This is a genomic window from Pseudomonas sp. S1(2024), assembly GCF_046557535.1.
On sequence record NZ_JBKGFP010000064.1, the window covers coordinates 20,305 to 36,757 of the forward strand.

Consider the following 16,453-nt stretch of genomic DNA (forward strand, 5'->3'; position numbering starts at 1 on the left):
CTCCCGTGTCAGTTCTGCGCCTACCGCAAATGTCGGCCACGGCCGGCAAACAAACCTGGGGCAATCTACCCGGTGCCGCCCTCAGCCTGGCCATCGCCGAGGCCGCCAGCAGCGCGGGCCGCTTCACTTTGCTGCTGACTGCCGACAGCCAGGCTGCCGATCGTCTGGAACAGGAACTTCGCTTCTTTGCCCCGGACCTGCCGGTGCTGCCGTTCCCTGATTGGGAAACCCTGCCCTACGACCTGTTCTCGCCGCACCAGGACATCATTTCCCAGCGCATCGCCAGCCTCTACCGCCTGCCCGAGCTGAGCCACGGCATCCTGGTGGTGCCGGTCACCACCGCCCTGCACCGCCTGGCGCCGACCCGCTTCCTGCTGGGCAGCAGCCTGGTGCTGGACGTGGGCCAGACCATCGACGTGGAGCAGATGCGCCTGCGCCTGGAGGCCAGTGGCTATCGCTGCGTCGACACCGTCTACGAGCATGGCGAGTTCGCCGTGCGCGGCGCGTTGATCGACCTGTTCCCGATGGGCAGCAAGCTGCCCTACCGTATCGACCTGTTCGATGACGAGATCGAGACGCTGCGCACCTTCGACCCCGAGACCCAGCGCTCGATCGACAAGGTGGATTCGGTGCGCCTGCTGCCGGCGCGCGAGTTCCCGATGCAGAAAGAGGAAGTGACCCGCTTCAAGGCGCGCTTCCGCGAGCGCTTCGATGTCGACTTCCGCCGCAGCGCGATCTTCCAGGACCTGGCCAGCGGCATCATCCCCGCCGGCATCGAGTACTACCTGCCGTTGTTCTTCGAAGAAACCTCGACCCTGTTCGACTACCTGCCAGCCGACACCCAGGTGTTCTCGCTGCCCGGCGTGGAACAGGCCGCCGAACACTTCTGGAACGACGTGCGCGGGCGTTATGAAGACCGCCGTGGCGACCTGAGCCGGCCGCTGCTGCCGCCGGCCGAGCTGTTCCTGCCGGTGGAAGACTGCTTTGCCCGGCTCAAGCAATGGCCACGGGTAGTGGTCAGCACCGAAGACCTCAACCCGGGTGTGGGTCGCGAGCGCTTCCCGGCACGCCCCCTGCCCAACCTGGCAATCGAGGCCAAGGCCAACCAGCCCCTGGCCGAACTGGCCAACTTCCTCGACCAGTTCCCCGGCCGGGTGTTGTTCACCGCCGAATCGGCGGGCCGCCGCGAAGTGCTGCTGGAGCTGCTCGAGCGGCTGAAACTGCGCCCGCATACCGTCGACGGCTGGGCCGACTTCATCACCGGCAGCGAACGCCTGGCAATCACCATCGCCCCACTGGACGAAGGCCTGCTGCTGGACGACCCAGGCCTGGCCCTGATCGCCGAAAGCCCGCTGTTCGGCCAGCGGGTCATGCAGCGCCGGCGCCGCGACAAGCGCGGCGAAACCGCCAACGACGCGGTGATCAAGAACCTGACCGAGCTGCGCGAAGGCGCGCCGGTGGTGCACATCGACCATGGCGTGGGCCGCTACCTGGGCCTGGCCACCCTGGAAATCGACGGCCAGGCCGCCGAATTCCTCACCCTGGAATACGCCGAGGGCGCCAAGCTGTACGTGCCGGTGGCCAACCTGCACCTGATCGCTCGCTACACCGGGAGCGACGATGCCCTGGCACCGCTGCACCGGCTGGGCTCGGAGGCCTGGCAGAAGGCCAAGCGCAAGGCCGCCGAACAAGTGCGCGACGTCGCCGCCGAACTGCTCGATATCTATGCCCGCCGCGCCGCGCGCAAAGGCTATGCATTTGCTGACCCGTCCGCCGACTACGCCACCTTCAGCGCCGGCTTCCCGTTCGAGGAAACCCCGGATCAGCAGGCTGCCATCGAAGCCGTGCGTGCCGACATGCTGGCGCCCAAGCCGATGGACCGCCTGGTGTGCGGCGACGTCGGCTTCGGCAAGACCGAAGTGGCCATGCGCGCAGCGTTCATCGCCGTACACAGCGGCCGCCAGGTGGCCGTGCTGGTGCCCACCACCCTACTCGCCCAGCAGCACTACAACAGCTTCCGCGACCGCTTTGCCGACTGGCCGGTGACCGTGGAGGTGATGAGCCGCTTCAAGTCGGCCAAGGAGGTGGCCAACGCCGCCGCCGATCTGGCCGAAGGCAAGATCGACATCCTCATCGGCACCCACAAGCTGCTGCAGGACGATGTACGCTTCAAGGACCTGGGCCTGGCCATCATCGACGAAGAGCACCGCTTTGGCGTGCGCCAGAAGGAACAGCTCAAGGCCCTGCGCAGCGAAGTGGACATCCTCACCCTCACCGCCACGCCGATCCCGCGTACGCTGAACATGGCGGTGGCGGGCATGCGCGACCTGTCGATCATCGCCACGCCACCGGCGCGCCGCCTGTCGGTACGCACCTTCGTCATGGAGCAGAACAAGAGCACGGTCAAGGAGGCGCTGCTGCGTGAGCTGCTGCGTGGTGGCCAGGTGTACTACCTGCACAACGATGTGAAAACCATCGAGAAATGCGCCGCCGAGCTTGCCGAACTGGTGCCCGAGGCGCGCATCGGTATCGGCCACGGGCAGATGCGCGAGCGCGAGCTGGAACAGGTGATGAGCGATTTCTACCACAAGCGCTTCAACGTGCTGGTGGCCTCGACCATCATCGAAACCGGCATCGACGTGCCCAGCGCCAACACGATCGTCATCGAGCGCGCCGACAAGTTCGGCCTGGCCCAGCTGCACCAGCTGCGCGGCCGTGTTGGCCGAAGCCACCACCAGGCCTACGCCTACCTGCTGACGCCAACCCGGCAGAAAGTCAGCGCCGACGCCGAAAAACGCCTGGAGGCGATCGCCAACACCCAGGACCTCGGTGCCGGCTTCGTGCTGGCCACCAACGACCTGGAGATTCGCGGAGCCGGCGAGCTGCTGGGCGAAGGCCAGAGCGGGCAGATCCAGGCGGTGGGCTTTACCTTGTACATGGAAATGCTCGAACGCGCGGTCAAGGCGATCCGCAAGGGTACCCAGCCCAACCTTGAGCAGCCGCTGGGCGGTGGCCCGGAAATCAACCTGCGCCTGCCGGCACTGATCCCCGAGGACTACCTGCCCGACGTGCATGCACGGCTGATCCTGTACAAGCGCATTGCCTCGGCTGCCGATGAAGAAGGCCTCAAGGACCTGCAGGTGGAAATGATCGACCGCTTCGGCCTGCTGCCCGAGCCGACCAAGAACCTGATGCGCCTGACCTCGCTCAAGCTGCACGCGGAAAAGCTCGGCATCAAGAAAGTCGACGCCGGCCCCAACGGCGGCAAGATCGAGTTCGAGGCCGAGACCCCGGTCGACCCGCTGACCCTGATCAAGCTGATCCAGGGCCAGCCCAAACGCTACAAGTTCGAAGGCGCCACCCAGTTCCGTTTCCTGGTGCCCATGGAGCGCCCCGACGAACGTTTCAATACCCTGGAGGCGCTGTTCGAGCGCCTGACCCCACAGCCTGCCTAAGGAAGACCCATGCGTGCCATCCGTTGCCTGACCCTGCTGCTGGCGCTGTTCGCCCCAGCCGCCTTCGCCGAAGGCCTGTATCAGGTAGAAATGATCCTGGTGCGGCAGAACAGCGTGCCCGCCTTCACCAGCCCGTTTGCCCCCGAAGACTGGAGCGCCGGCGCTCCGCGCCTGGAGAAGGACGCCGAGCGTCGCCTGGCGCTGGAAGACGAAGCCACCCGCCTGGAAGCCACCGCCGACTACACCGTGTTGATGCACAAGGCCTGGCAGCAGCAAGTGGGCAGCGAGCCCAGCCGCATCGCCTTGGGTGAAGGCGCCGAGCAGTTCGGCCACTTCCCCATCGAAGGCAACCTGAGCATCGCCGAGGGCCGTTTCATCGCGGTCGAGGCCAATTTCTGGGTCAACCAGCTGGACGGTAACGGCAGCGTGCTGCAAAGCGAGCAGTTCAAGCAGAGCAACAGCAACGTCAAGGGCGGCCAGCTGACCTTCCTCGACGGTGGGCACCTGGCCGTGCTGCTGAAGGTGACACCACCGGGTACGCCGAAAATGCCGGCGATGGACCCGGAGATGATGGAGCAATGATGTGAGCGAGAGCGTTGCGCAGATCTTTGTGCGCGGGCACAACGGCTGGACTCTTGCGTTTGATCGCAAGACCCTGAGGCGCGGCCAGGAATATGCCGAGGACGGCAGAAGCGAGATCGTGTCGATCCTCGACCTGACGATCCGCGCGCAATGTACAGGTTCGTCCGGCCGCACCTACTACCAGCGCATTACCCTGGACTTGACTGAAGATAGCCTGGAATGCGAGGGCACGTGCTCTTGCCCGGTAGGCGAGAACTGCAAGCATTGCGCCGCCGCTCTTTACCTGCTGGAACAGGGACCGGATTGCCCCGAAGGCACTCAGGAACCTTCGCATCCCCCCACCGAAGCCGCACAACAGTCGCTCGACCTGCCCCCTGAACTTGCCCATTGGGTCGAAGCACTGGAGGTTACGGCCGCGCCTGCAGAGCCCACCAAACGCAAAGGCCCCTCGCTCTACTATCTGCTCAGCAACGAGCATGGCCGGTGCATACTCAGCGTTTTCAAAGGCACCCGGCAAGCTGATGGCCAGCTCAACCTGGGGCGCCCCAGTTCGCTGCCTGAACTGCTCTACTACACGCCACGCTATGTAACGGATGAAGACCTGCGCATCCTGAGGCTGGTTGACGCCCTTGGCAAAGATTCCAGCCTGCCCATTGCCAGGCTGGATGGTAAAAAAGGCGCCGAGCTGTACGAGTTCGCACTGGCTAGCGGACGCTTGCTGCTGGGCCACCAAACGCTGTTATCCCCCGGGCCAGCACTACATGCCGAATTCCGCTGGGTGAGGCTCGACAACGGTAGTTATCGTGGCGCCTGGCAGAACGCTGACAAAGTGCACGATATGGCACTGCCACTGGACCCCCTCTACTACATTGACACCCAGACGGGGCTTACCGGCAAACTGCTGCATGATCTTGACCCCTTCGTTGCCAGCCAGCTGGCCAGCGCACCGACGGTGCCGGAGCATCTGATCATTCCACTGAGCCACCGGCTGAACGCGCTGAACCGCCAGGTCCCGACTCCCACAAGTGTGCGCAGTGAAGTGATCGAGCATGTTCAGCCCAGGCCCCAGCTGACCCTTGGCAGCCTCGAATTCAGCGCCTACATGCCCAAGACCGGCCGCATGCAACGGCAGATGCAACACCGTGCCGCCTTGGCGTTCGACTACGACGGCCTGCGCGCCATAGGCAACGACGACAAGCCGCTGACCCGCCTGGTGGACGCCACCAGCCAAAGCATTCGCCGCCAACCCCAGGCCGAACAGGCGCTGCGCAAGGCGCTACGCGACTTGGGTTTCAAGGCTGCTACCCGGCAGAGCAAGGCTTTACCCGACAGCGCCGGTGAAATGTACCAGTTGCCCGACGATGAAGCCTGGCTGCGCTTTGCCCGCAAAGACCTGTCGCGCCTGCGCGAGGCCGGCTGGGAAATCGACATCCACCGCGACTTCGCCTTCAACCTGCAAGAGGTGGACGACTGGTACGCCACCATCGACGAAGCGCCCGGCCATGAATGGTTCGACCTGGAGCTGGGCATCGTGGTCGACGGCCAGCGCCACAGCCTGCTGCCGATCGTGCTGCAACTGCTGCGCAGCAACCCGGAACTGCTGCGCCCCAGCGAACTGGCCCGGCGCAGTGACGACGAGCACCTGCTGATCGACCTCAACCGTGGCCGCCTCGATGCCCCGGCCCTGCGCGTTGCCTTGCCCTATGGCCGCATCAAGGCAGTGATGGGCACCTTGGGCGAACTGTACCTGCACGAAGACGCCGCAGGCCCGTCCCTGCGCCTGGACCGTGCCGATGCCTCACGCCTGAACGACATCGACGGCCTGCCCCTGCATTGGGAGGGTGGCGAGCATGTGCGCGACCTGGGCCGTCGCCTGCGCGATGCCCGTGATTTGCAGGTAGAACCGCCGACCGGGTTGCAGGCAAGCCTGCGCCCTTACCAGCAACAGGGCCTGAACTGGCTGCAGGCGCTGCGCGAGATGGGCACCGGCGGCATCCTCGGCGACGACATGGGGCTGGGCAAGACACTGCAGGCCCTGGCACACCTGCTGCTGGAAAAACAGTCCGGCCGCCTGAGCGCTCCAGCCCTGGCGGTGATGCCGACCAGCCTGGTACCCAACTGGCTGGACGAAGCCCAGCGCTTCGCCCCCGGGCTGCGCGTGCTGGCCCTGCAAGGCCCGGGGCGCAGCAAGCATTTCGCCAAATTGCATGAATACGACCTGGTCCTGACCACCTATGCCCTGGTGCCGCGCGACCTCGAGCACCTGCGCGCCCATGCCTGGCATGTGCTGGTGCTGGACGAGGCACAGAACATCAAGAGCAGCACCAGCAAGGCCGCCCTCGCAGTTTGCGAGCTGCGGGCCAATCAGCGCGTCTGCCTGACCGGCACGCCAATGGAAAACAACCTCGGCGAGCTGTGGTCGATTTTCCACTTCCTCATGCCCGGCTGGCTGGGTGACCTGAAGCGTTTCAACCAGGACTACCGCACACCGATCGAGCGCCACGGCGACAGCGAGCGCATGGCCCACCTGGCCAGCCGCATCCGCCCGTTCCTGCTGCGCCGCACCAAGGAGCAGGTGGCGACCGAGCTGCCGGCCAAGACCGAGATGGTGCACTGGGTCGAGCTTAGCGATGCCCAGCGTGACACCTACGAGGCCGTACGGGTGGCCATGGACAAGAAAGTCCGCGATGAAATCGCCCGCAATGGCGCCGCGCGCAGTCAGATCGTCATCCTCGACGCCCTGCTCAAGCTGCGCCAGGTATGCTGCGACCTGCGTCTGGTCAAAGGGGTGGAAAGCAAAGGCAACCAGGCCGAAAAGGGCAAACTGGGCGCGTTGCTGGAAATGCTCGAAGAGTTGTTGAGCGAAGGGCGCCGGGTGCTGTTGTTCTCGCAGTTCACCTCGATGCTGGCGTTGATCGAGCAGGAACTGGAGAAGCGCAAGATTCGCTACAGCCTGCTGACCGGCGACACCCGCGACCGGCGCACGCCGGTGCAGCAGTTCCAGCAGGGTGACAGCGAAGTGTTCCTGATCAGCCTCAAGGCGGGTGGCGTGGGCTTGAACCTGACAGCCGCGGACACGGTGATCCACTTCGACCCCTGGTGGAACCCGGCCAGCGAAAACCAGGCTACCGACCGCGCCTACCGCATTGGCCAGGACAAGCCGGTATTCGTGTTCAAGCTGATCACCCGGGGAACGGTGGAAGAAAAGATCCAGCTGTTGCAGCAGGAGAAGGCCGCGCTTGCGGCAAGCCTGCTGGATGGCGGGCAGGCCGGGCAATGGCGGCTGGGGGATGAAGAGATCGAAGCGCTGTTTGCGCCGCTGCCCGGGAAGCGCGAGCGGTAGCCCAGAATCCTTCGCTGCCTGTACCGGCCTCTTCGCGGGCACGCCCGCTCCCACAGGTACAGCGCTGCTTTTCAGGCTGTTGTGCTGCCTGTGCCGGCCCCTTCGCGGGTAAACCCGCTCCCACAGGGATATCAGTGCCCTCAAGGGCGGTGCCGCACCTGTGGGAGCGGGCATGCCCGCGAAGGGGCCGGCGCGGTCAATCGACCAACTGCGCCTCTCGCAACGCCCCCAACGCCTCCAGCCACCGCGGCTGCTGGCGATAGTCAGTGCGCGCAAAACTGAAGCCTCGCATCCGAGCAAGGCGCGGCGATGGCTTGACTTTCAAGCGCTGCGCAGCCAGCAGAGCAAGCTCTGCCGAAGCCCGGTCATTACATACCAGGCCCACGTCACATCCCGCACCGAAAGCAGCCTCGACGCGACCAGCAACATCTCCGACCACATGGGCACCGGCCATGGACAGATCATCACTGAAAATCACGCCATCGAAGCCAAGCTCCCCCCTGAGAATGTCCTGAAGCCAGCGCCTCGAAAAACCGGCGGGCTTACTATCGACCTGGGGATAGATCACATGCGCAGGCATCACTGCCGACAGCTGGCGTGCCAATCGGGTAAATGGCACCAGGTCCGTCTTGCGCAGTTCATCCAGGCTGCGATCATCTACGGGAATGGCCACATGCGAATCGGCCTCAGCCCAGCCATGCCCAGGAAAATGCTTGCCGCATGCTGCCATGCCCGCTGCAGTCATGCCCCGGATGAACGCCCCACCCAACTGAGTGACACGCTCAGGATCACCATCGAAGGCACGCGCACCAATGACTGCACTGCGCCCATGATCCAGATCGAGCACTGGAGCAAAACTCAAATCCAGCCCGATCGCCAGCACCTCGGTTGCCATCAACCAGCCACAATGCCCGGCCAATCGCTCGGCATCATCGCTCTGGGCGATCTGCCGCATGGATGGCAACCTGACGAACCCTTCACGCAAGCGTTGCACCCGCCCACCTTCCTGATCGACCGCAATGATCAGGTCAGGGCGCAAAGCACGTACCGAAGCGCACAGCTCCCGCACCTGACGCGGGTGGGCAATATTACGAGCAAAGATGATCAAACCAGCTACTTCAGGCTGGAGCAATAACCGACGATCCTCAGGCGTCAGCCCTGTGCCTTCGATATCGACCATCAAGGCCCCCTGCATACAAACTGTCATTACAAAATCCTCTAATCGAATATCAGAAACCCATTACGGGCGAAGCGGAGAAATCTCCGCTTTGCCCGAGTCTCTGGAATGCGTGCTGCCTGGTACACCGGGGCACATTTCCCGGTGTACTCACGCAATACGCACATCGAAAACGCAGGATCCTGTCTCGGACCGAGCAGGGTGTAGCCTCGTCAGTCGACCAGTTGAGCGTCCTTCAACGCGGACAATGCCTGCTGCCAACGAGGCTGCTGACGATAGTCAGTCCGCGCAAACCCTTGCCCGCGCATGCCTGCGATGCGTGGCGAAGGTTTTACCTTCATGCGTTGTGCCGCACTCAGTGCCAGCTCCGCCGCCGCCCGATCATTGCAAACCAGCCCCATATCACAACCGGCGCTCAGTGCTGCTTCGATGCGGCTCGCCGCATCCCCGACAACATGTGCGCCGGCCATCGACAAATCGTCACTGAAGATCACCCCGTCAAAGCCCAGCTCGCCACGCAGGATGTCCTGCAACCAGCGCCGCGAGAAGCCAGCCGGCTGGTTGTCGACCTGCGGATAGATGACATGCGCCGGCATCACTGCCGCCAATTGCCCGCTCAGGCGGGTGAACGGCACCAGGTCGGCCTGGCGCAGCTGTTCGAGGCTGCGCTCATCGGTCGGGATGGCCACATGCGAGTCCGCTTCGGCCCAGCCATGCCCCGGGAAGTGCTTGCCACAAGCCGCCATACCCGCCGCATTCATGCCACGGATGAACGCCCCGGCCAGTTGCGTGGCACGCAGCGGGTCACCCTCGAAGGCGCGGCTGCCCACCACGGCGCTGCGCTGGTGGTCCAGGTCGAGTACCGGGGCAAAGCTGAGGTCCAGGCCAACCGCCAGCACCTCGGTCGCCATCAACCAACCGCACTGCTCGGCCAGGTACTCGGCGTTGTCATTGTCGGCCAGCGCACGCATGGCCGGCAGGCGCACAAAGCCCTGGCGCAGGCGCTGCACCCGGCCGCCCTCCTGGTCCACCGCCAGGATCAGGTCAGGCCGGATGGCACGGATCGACGCGCACAGTTCACGCACCTGGCGCGGGCTGTCGATGTTGCGGGCAAAAATGATCAGGCCAGCCACTTCAGGTTGGCGTAGCAGGTGACGGTCTTCGGCGGTCAGCCATTTACCGGCGATATCCACCATCAGGGAGCCTTGCAGGCTGACAGTCATGGGTAATCCTTCATTGAAGACTGAGAGAAGCCCACTGGGGGCAGGCGGCCTGCTCGATGCGCACCGGGCAATGGGCCGGCACCTGCTCGAACAGGCTTAGCAAATCGATGTTGCGCAGGCGTATGCATCCATGGGACAGCGCTACGCCCAAGGGTTCCGTATCCGGGGTGCCGTGCAGGTAGATATAACGGCGGAAGGTGTCGACCGCACCCAGGCGGTTGACACCCGGCTCGCAGCCACTAAGCCAGAGGATGCGGGTGAGGATCCAGTCCCGGCCGGGGTATTGCGCATGCAAGGCCGGCGACCACACCTCGCTGGTCCAGCGCCGCCCGGCCAATACCGCATTCAGCGGCAAGCCCGCGCCGATCTTCGCTCGCACCTGATGCAAGCCACACGGCGTGCAACCCGAGCCGTTGCGCTCGCCGGCGCCGTTGCGCGCCGTTGAAACCGGCAGGCGTACGCGCAGCTGGCCATCGGCAAAACCATAAAGGCGCTGATCGGCGAGGGAAATGTGCAGGAAGTCGAGGTCAGGCATGGGCGCTAGCTTAGCCGAAGCGCCCTGCCCCGCCCAGCCTTCAGGCCTTGGCGGTGGTGGCGCCTGCGCTGGTCTTGGTGCGCGGGCGCAGCTGCGCGGCGGCCATGGCGTCGTCGGTTACACCGCTATCGGCACGCATGCCTGCAGCCAGGAACGGCACCATCAGGCGCATTACCTGCTCGATCGAGGTATTGATGCCGAAATCGGTTTCGGCAATCGCCCGCAGGGCCTTGATACCAGACATGCTGAAGGCGGCAGCACCAAGCATGAAGTGCACGCGCCAGAACAGCTCCAGCGGCGGAATGCGCGGCGCGGCCTCGTTGACCAGCAGCATGTAGCGGCGGAACACCTTGCCGTACATGTCTTCCAGGTAACGCCGCAGGTGGCCCTGGCTCTGGCTGAAGGCCAGGCCCAGCAGGCGCATGAAGATCGAGAGGTCATTGTTGCTGCGCGGCTGCACGGCCAAAGCCTGCTCGACCAGCATTTCCAGCAGGTCCTCGAGGCTCGGCTTGTGCTCAGGCTTGGCCTGGCGCCGCTCCAGCTCACGTTCGAGGCTGGCGCAGAACGGCCCGAGGAAGCGCGAAAACACTGCCTGGATCAGGGCCTTCTTGGAGCCGAAGTGATAGTTGACTGCCGCCAGGTTGACCCCGGCCTTGCTGGTAATCAGCCGCAACGAGGTTTCTGCGAACCCCCTTTCCGCGAACAGCTGCTCGGCAGCATCGAGAATGCGTTCAACGGTTTCCGATTGGGCCATGACTACTCCGACTACTCCGCCAGACAAACAGGTGTTTGAAACATACGTTTCAGCCCTGTTTCTGTCAAGGCTCGGTGACTGGTCGGTCGCCATTTAAAAACGCCAGGCGGGTGGCTGCAAGCGCCATTGCTACTGTTTATTGCGGGTTTTGGCTTGCAGCGCATCCAGTACTGTATATAATCCCAGTCACTGTACAAAAAGACAGAGCGCTCACCATGTTGAAACTGACGCCACGCCAAGCCGAAATTCTCGCGTTCATCAAGCGTTGCCTGGAAGACAACGGCTTCCCGCCGACGCGCGCCGAGATTGCTCAGGAGTTGGGCTTCAAGTCGCCCAACGCCGCCGAGGAGCACCTCAAGGCCCTCGCCCGCAAAGGCGCGATCGAGATGACCCCGGGCGCCTCCCGTGGTATTCGCATCCCCGGCCTGGAAGCCAAGGCCGAAGAAAGCGGCCTGCCGATCATCGGCCGGGTTGCCGCCGGCGCGCCGATCCTTGCCGAACAGCACATCGAGCAATCCTGCAACATCAACCCCGACTTCTTCCACCCCCAGGCCGACTATCTGCTGCGCGTACACGGCATGAGCATGAAGGACGTCGGCATCTTCGATGGCGACCTGCTGGCGGTACACACCTGCCGCGAAGCCCGCAATGGCCAGATCGTCGTGGCCCGCATCGGCGACGAAGTCACCGTCAAGCGCTTCAAGCGCGAAGGCAGCAAGGTGTGGCTGCTTGCCGAAAACCCCGAATTCGCCCCCATCGAAGTCGACCTGAAAGAACAGGAGCTGGTGATCGAGGGCTTGAGCGTCGGCGTCATTCGCCGCTGATCCAGGAGGCGTCATGCAGCAGTTCATTCACGTACCCGAGCAAGCTCAGTTGCCATTGTTCGAAGCATTCCTCGCCCAGCCCGTACTGCCTGGCCTGAAAGCCAGCGAAGTGGCGCGCAAGAGCAGCCAGCCCGAGCTGTTCAGCGAACTGTCGCTGCGCGGAGCCCCCGGGCATTGCCAAAGCCTGCTGGCACCCGTGCTGCGCGAACTGAGCGAAGAGGACGAGACCCGCTGGCTGACCCTGATCGCCCCGCCGTCGAGCCTGACCCAGGCCTGGCTGCGCGATGCCGGGCTCAACCGTGAACGCATCCTGCTGCTGCAACCTCGTGGCAATCAAAGCCCGCTTCAACTGGCCTGCGAAGCCTTGCGTCTGGGCCGCAGCCACACCGTCGTCAGCTGGCTGGGCAATGTCAACGCCACTGCGCGCCAGCAATTGCTGCGCGCTGCCAGTGCCGGAAACGCACAAAGCCTGAACATCCGCCTCGGCTGATGTTCAGGCTTTGCCTGTCACTGCATAAAACCTGATGCCCTGCTGCACATCAGTGCAGCACTCGCGGCCCTTCATCACGCTCAAGCTCGCCATCCATCAGGCGACCGGCCATCTGTACGCCCATGCTGAGCATGGCCTTGGCCACTTCCACATGCTGACCCTGCAGAAACGCCTTGGCGTCTTCCGAGAAATCCAGGGTTACCAGAGAGCCCTCATCCTCGGCGCGACGCAGTTCGATGCGGCCATCAGGCAACTCGACAATTTCCAGAAACGACGTAGACATAAATGGCAGTTCTCCGCGAAAGGCCAGCATTGTACCAGCCGTAGCAGCTATCAGCACTCACTCAACGCGTCACGGAAACGTCTCACCAGGCCTTTGAGGTCGCTGCGCCAGCTTTCCAGTTCGGCATGCGACAGCGCCGGATGCTCGGGCTCATCGAGATTGACCGCCTGAATCAATGGCTGGGTAACGTCGGTTTTCGGCGTTTTTTTCGCGACCGGTGGTCGGAACAAATCGGCATAAGCACCAAGCATTTGTGCCAGCCAGGTTTCGCGCTGGCGGGCCAGCTCCAGCAGCTCGGCCACTTCCGGGATGGCGATACCGTTCAGGGCGTCGTCAGCCAGTGCTTGCTCGACCGTTGCAACAACTGGCAGGCGGTAGAAGCCACCAATTTCATGACACAGGCCCAACAATGCGCCGTAGAGATGGAACAGCGCCGACTCGCGTTCGGCCTGGACCAGGCCCTGGGCATTCATGGCCTGGCTTTGTTCGGCCTTGGCCATGGACTCCAGGGCGAGGCCGGCAAAGAACAGTTTCTGATTGGTGCGGGTGTAGAGTTCCTGGGCCATTTCAGTGCCCTCCCTAAGGCTGCAAGGCGGATAGCCTCATCATAAATGATTGGGGCCGCTTTGCGCCCCTTCGCGGGCTTGCCCGCTCCCACAGGAACTCCATCAAGCCCAAGGCCTGCGCTGTACCTGTAGGAGCGGGCAAGCCCGCGAAGGGGCGCGAAGCGACCCCAATTACAGCACTGACAGATCAGCGCTTGTCTTCAACCTTCCACGCATTGCCGTCGTAGAACGCCTTCCAGCCGGTCGGCTTGCCATCAACCTCGGACTGCACATACTGCTCCTTGGTCTTGCGGCTGTAGCGGATCACTGCAGGGCGGCCTTCCGGGTCTTTCTGCGGTGCATCGCACAGGAAGTGGTACTTCGGATCGATCTCATGCTTGTGCGGCACGATCTCCAGCACCAGCGGTGCGCGGGTTTCGCGGTTCTTGGGGAACTGGCTGGCGGCCAGGAACAGCCCCGAAGCGCCATCACGCAGCACGTAGGTATCGTCGACCTTCTCGCACTTGAGCTCTGGCATGTCCACCTTGTCCATCTTCGGTGGCGCCGCCTCGCCGCTCTTGAGCAGTTTGCGAGTGTTCTTGCACGCCGGGTTGGTGCAACCGAAGAACTTGCCGAAGCGGCCAGTCTTCAACTGCATCTCGCTGCCACACTTGTCGCACTCCAGGCTCGGCCCTTCGTAACCCTTGATGCGGTAGTTGCCTTCCTCGATCTCGTAGCCAGCGCAATCCGGGTTGTTACCGCAGATGTGCAGCTTGTGCTTCTCGTCCAGCAGGTAGGCATCCATCGCCGTGGCGCAGATCGGGCAGCGATGCTTGCCCAGCAACACGCGGGATTCCGATTCGCCCTCGTCGTCGGCGGCAATCTCGTCGCCCGGCACCAGGTTGACGGTGGCCTTGCAGCGCTCTTTCGGCGGCAGGCTGTAGCCCGAGCAACCGAGGAACACGCCGGTGGAGGCGGTGCGGATCATCATCGGCCGGCCACATTCCTTGCACGGAATGTTGGTCATGGTCGGTTGGTTGGCGCGCATGCCGTCTTCGCTGGACTCGGCGGTCTGCAGTTTCTTGCTGAAGTCGCCGTAGAACTCGTCGAGCACGTTCTTCCAGTCACGCTCGCCCTGGGCCACGTCGTCGAGGTTCTCTTCCATGTCGGCGGTAAAGCCGTAGTCCATCAGGTTGGAGAAGCTTTCGGACAGGCGCTCGGTGACGATGTCGCCCATCTTCTCGGAATAGAAGCGGCGGTTGTGCAGGGTCACATAGCCACGGTCCTGAATGGTCGAAATGATCGCCGCATAGGTCGACGGGCGACCGATGCCGCGTTTTTCCATTTCCTTGACCAGGCTGGCTTCGGTGAAGCGCGCCGGTGGCTTGGTGAAGTGCTGGCTCGGGTCGATCTGGATCAGCTTCAGCGCTTCGCCCTGGACCATTTCCGGCAACACGTCGTCTTCGCCAGGCTTGCTCTGTTGCGGCAGCACACGGGTGTAACCGTCGAACTTGAGGATACGGCCCTTGGCACGCAACTCGAAGTCGCCTGCAGCCACGGTGACGCTGGTGGACAGGTATTGCGCCGGCGGCATCTGGCAGGCCAGGAACTGGCGCCAGATCAGCTCATACAGGCGCTCGGCGTCACGCTCCATGCCACTGAGCTTGCTCGGGTGGGTGTTCACGTCGGAAGGACGAATCGCTTCGTGCGCCTCCTGGGCGCCTTCCTTGCTGCCGTACACCAGCGGAGCCTCGGGCAGGTACTGCTTGCCGAACTCGCGCTCGATGTAGCTGCGCGCCATATCCAGGGCGTCGGCCGACAGGTTGGTCGAGTCGGTACGCATGTAGGTGATGTAGCCGGCTTCGTACAAGCGCTGGGCCATCATCATGGTTTTCTTCACACCGAAGCCCAGGCGGTTGCTGGCGGCCTGCTGCAAGGTGGAGGTAATGAACGGTGCCGACGGCTTGCTGCTGGTCGGGCGGTCTTCGCGCTTGACCACGCTGTAGCTGGAAGCCTTGAGCTTCTCCAGCGCGGCCATGGCCTGGGCTTCGTTCAGCGGTTTGAAGGCCTCACCTTTCTCGCGGGCCACTTCGAAACGCACCTTGGCGTTCTTGGCGGTGCCGAGGTCGGCGTGGATTTCCCAGTACTCTTCCGGGATGAACGCGCGGATTTCACGCTCGCGCTCCACCACCAGCTTCACCGCCACCGACTGTACACGGCCGGCGGACAGGCCACGGGCGATCTTGGCCCACAGCAGCGGCGAAACCATGTAGCCGACCACGCGGTCGAGGAAACGCCGCGCCTGCTGCGCGTTGACCCGGTCGATATCCAGCTCGCCCGGCTGCGAGAAGGCTTCCTGGATGGCCTTCTTGGTGATTTCGTTGAACACCACGCGCTTGTAGCGGGTGTCGTCGCCGCCGATGGCCTCGCGCAGGTGCCAGGCAATGGCTTCCCCTTCGCGGTCCAAGTCGGTTGCGAGATAGATGGTGTCGGCGTCCTTCGCCAGGCGGCGCAGCTCTTCGATCACCTTTTCCTTGCCAGGCAGGATCTCGTACTTGGCCTTCCAGCCGTGGTCGGGGTCGACGCCCATGCGTGCCACCAGCTGGCGGCGGGCCTTTTCCTTCGGCGACAGGGCCGGAGCCTCACCCGCGGCCTTGCCACGCTTGGCGGCTGGCTCTTTGCTGGCGCTGGCCGAACCGCTGGTGGGGAGGTCTCGGATATGGCCGATACTCGACTTCACCACGTACTGGTTGCCCAGGTACTTGTTGATGGTCTTGGCCTTGGCCGGGGATTCCACAATGACCAGCGATTTGCCCATGGATCGGAGTATTCCTGAATCTGAAGATGAAAAACGCGTCAGGTGCCAGACGCGGCACCGCTATATATAGTGGCAAAAGTGTGAGGTCAAGTTCGGACTATCACTCGTGCGACTTGCCCAGCAACCCGGGCAGCCCCTCTTCGGCCTTGACCAAAGCAAAGCGTGGCACCTGCTCGCCGTCAACCTCGACGGACTCCTGGAACATCGAAAGTGGCCGTACCCAGAAGCTGTAATCACCATACAGGCATTGGTAGAACACCATCCACTCTTCGCTCTCGGAGTGCCGCGCAACACTGAAGACACGGTACTCAGGCCCTTTGTAATGCCGGTATACGCCTGGTTGTATCTGCATGTTGCCCACCCTCTTGAATAAAACCTGTAAAAAACAAAACCGGGGCACAAGGCCCCGGTCGCTGTCCCGCTA

The 16,453-nt window shown here is 63.4% G+C and carries 13 protein-coding genes; 5 read left to right on the plus strand and 8 right to left on the minus strand.

Annotated features, from left to right (window positions below; translation table 11 throughout):
* The first annotated feature begins 5 nt into the window (after nucleotides 1–5).
* Genes mfd through ACLCGK_RS17645 form a run of 3 tightly spaced genes read left to right on the plus strand, consistent with a single transcriptional unit; the run spans nucleotide 6 to nucleotide 7,380 of the window.
* A complete protein-coding gene (mfd, locus tag ACLCGK_RS17635; protein ID WP_410952563.1) occupies nucleotides 6–3,455 on the plus strand; it encodes a transcription-repair coupling factor in 3,450 nt (1,149 codons plus the stop codon).
* Between the two features lie 9 nt (nucleotides 3,456–3,464).
* Entirely contained in the window at nucleotides 3,465–4,037 is a 573-nt protein-coding gene (locus ACLCGK_RS17640) for a CsiV family protein (RefSeq protein ID WP_410952564.1), read from the plus strand.
* Between the two features lies 1 nt (nucleotide 4,038).
* The gene (locus ACLCGK_RS17645) at nucleotides 4,039–7,380 is read left to right on the plus strand and encodes an SNF2-related protein (protein ID WP_410952565.1); all 3,342 of its coding nucleotides are present in this window, start codon (nucleotides 4,039–4,041) and stop codon (nucleotides 7,378–7,380) included.
* A gap of 196 nt (nucleotides 7,381–7,576) precedes the next feature.
* Here ACLCGK_RS17645 and nagZ (ACLCGK_RS17650) read toward each other — a convergent pair whose 3' ends face one another.
* The 4 genes from nagZ (ACLCGK_RS17650) to ACLCGK_RS17665 all read right to left on the minus strand — a co-directional run bounded on the left by nagZ (ACLCGK_RS17650) (nucleotide 7,577) and on the right by ACLCGK_RS17665 (nucleotide 11,069).
* Complete coding sequence (gene nagZ / locus ACLCGK_RS17650) at nucleotides 7,577–8,575, minus strand: beta-N-acetylhexosaminidase (RefSeq protein ID WP_178075723.1); 999 nt, start codon at nucleotides 8,573–8,575, stop codon at nucleotides 7,577–7,579.
* A gap of 194 nt (nucleotides 8,576–8,769) precedes the next feature.
* Nucleotides 8,770–9,768: a beta-N-acetylhexosaminidase gene (gene nagZ, locus ACLCGK_RS17655; RefSeq protein ID WP_177328668.1), complete on the minus strand. Its 999-nt coding sequence runs from the start codon at nucleotides 9,766–9,768 to the stop codon at nucleotides 8,770–8,772.
* A 22-nt stretch (nucleotides 9,769–9,790) separates the two neighbouring features.
* Nucleotides 9,791–10,315: a L,D-transpeptidase family protein gene (locus tag ACLCGK_RS17660; protein ID WP_410952566.1), complete on the minus strand. Its 525-nt coding sequence runs from the start codon at nucleotides 10,313–10,315 to the stop codon at nucleotides 9,791–9,793.
* A gap of 40 nt (nucleotides 10,316–10,355) precedes the next feature.
* A complete protein-coding gene (locus tag ACLCGK_RS17665; protein ID WP_410952567.1) occupies nucleotides 10,356–11,069 on the minus strand; it encodes a TetR/AcrR family transcriptional regulator in 714 nt (237 codons plus the stop codon).
* Nucleotides 11,070–11,284: 215 nt separating this feature from the next.
* Here ACLCGK_RS17665 and lexA point away from each other — a divergent pair, with 215 nt between their 5' ends.
* Nucleotides 11,285–11,893, plus strand: a complete 609-nt coding sequence (gene lexA / locus ACLCGK_RS17670; protein WP_004376420.1) for a transcriptional repressor LexA — start codon at nucleotides 11,285–11,287, stop codon at nucleotides 11,891–11,893.
* Nucleotides 11,894–11,906: 13 nt separating this feature from the next.
* Entirely contained in the window at nucleotides 11,907–12,383 is a 477-nt protein-coding gene (sulA, locus tag ACLCGK_RS17675) for an SOS-induced cell division inhibitor SulA (RefSeq protein WP_013971717.1), read from the plus strand.
* Nucleotides 12,384–12,432: 49 nt separating this feature from the next.
* On the opposite strand, the gene ACLCGK_RS17680 is transcribed toward sulA, so the two are convergent.
* The 4 genes from ACLCGK_RS17680 to ACLCGK_RS17695 all read right to left on the minus strand — a co-directional run bounded on the left by ACLCGK_RS17680 (nucleotide 12,433) and on the right by ACLCGK_RS17695 (nucleotide 16,381).
* Entirely contained in the window at nucleotides 12,433–12,666 is a 234-nt protein-coding gene (locus ACLCGK_RS17680; RefSeq protein WP_410952568.1) for a hypothetical protein, read from the minus strand.
* Between the two features lie 50 nt (nucleotides 12,667–12,716).
* Nucleotides 12,717–13,232, minus strand: a complete 516-nt coding sequence (locus ACLCGK_RS17685) for a DUF6586 family protein (RefSeq protein WP_004376432.1) — start codon at nucleotides 13,230–13,232, stop codon at nucleotides 12,717–12,719.
* 187 nt (nucleotides 13,233–13,419) lie between these two features.
* A complete protein-coding gene (gene topA, locus ACLCGK_RS17690; protein WP_015269531.1) occupies nucleotides 13,420–16,029 on the minus strand; it encodes a type I DNA topoisomerase in 2,610 nt (869 codons plus the stop codon).
* Between the two features lie 100 nt (nucleotides 16,030–16,129).
* Nucleotides 16,130–16,381, minus strand: a complete 252-nt coding sequence (locus tag ACLCGK_RS17695) for a DUF1653 domain-containing protein (RefSeq protein ID WP_023661154.1) — start codon at nucleotides 16,379–16,381, stop codon at nucleotides 16,130–16,132.
* Nucleotides 16,382–16,453 lie beyond the last annotated feature (72 nt).

What these genes read in the sequence shown, in the direction of transcription:
- ACLCGK_RS17640 (WP_410952564.1), top strand. Translation starts at nt 3,465, where the DNA reads ATGCGTGCCATCCGTTGCCTGACCCTGCTGCTGGCGCTGTTCGCCCCA.
- nagZ (WP_178075723.1), bottom strand. Translation starts at nt 8,575, where the DNA reads ATGCAGGGGGCCTTGATGGTCGATATCGAAGGCACAGGGCTGACGCCT.
- ACLCGK_RS17660 (WP_410952566.1), bottom strand. Translation starts at nt 10,315, where the DNA reads ATGCCTGACCTCGACTTCCTGCACATTTCCCTCGCCGATCAGCGCCTT.
- ACLCGK_RS17665 (WP_410952567.1), bottom strand. Translation starts at nt 11,069, where the DNA reads ATGGCCCAATCGGAAACCGTTGAACGCATTCTCGATGCTGCCGAGCAG.
- lexA (WP_004376420.1), top strand. Translation starts at nt 11,285, where the DNA reads ATGTTGAAACTGACGCCACGCCAAGCCGAAATTCTCGCGTTCATCAAG.
- sulA (WP_013971717.1), top strand. Translation starts at nt 11,907, where the DNA reads ATGCAGCAGTTCATTCACGTACCCGAGCAAGCTCAGTTGCCATTGTTC.
- ACLCGK_RS17680 (WP_410952568.1), bottom strand. Translation starts at nt 12,666, where the DNA reads ATGTCTACGTCGTTTCTGGAAATTGTCGAGTTGCCTGATGGCCGCATC.
- ACLCGK_RS17685 (WP_004376432.1), bottom strand. Translation starts at nt 13,232, where the DNA reads ATGGCCCAGGAACTCTACACCCGCACCAATCAGAAACTGTTCTTTGCC.
- topA (WP_015269531.1), bottom strand. Translation starts at nt 16,029, where the DNA reads ATGGGCAAATCGCTGGTCATTGTGGAATCCCCGGCCAAGGCCAAGACC.
- ACLCGK_RS17695 (WP_023661154.1), bottom strand. Translation starts at nt 16,381, where the DNA reads ATGCAGATACAACCAGGCGTATACCGGCATTACAAAGGGCCTGAGTAC.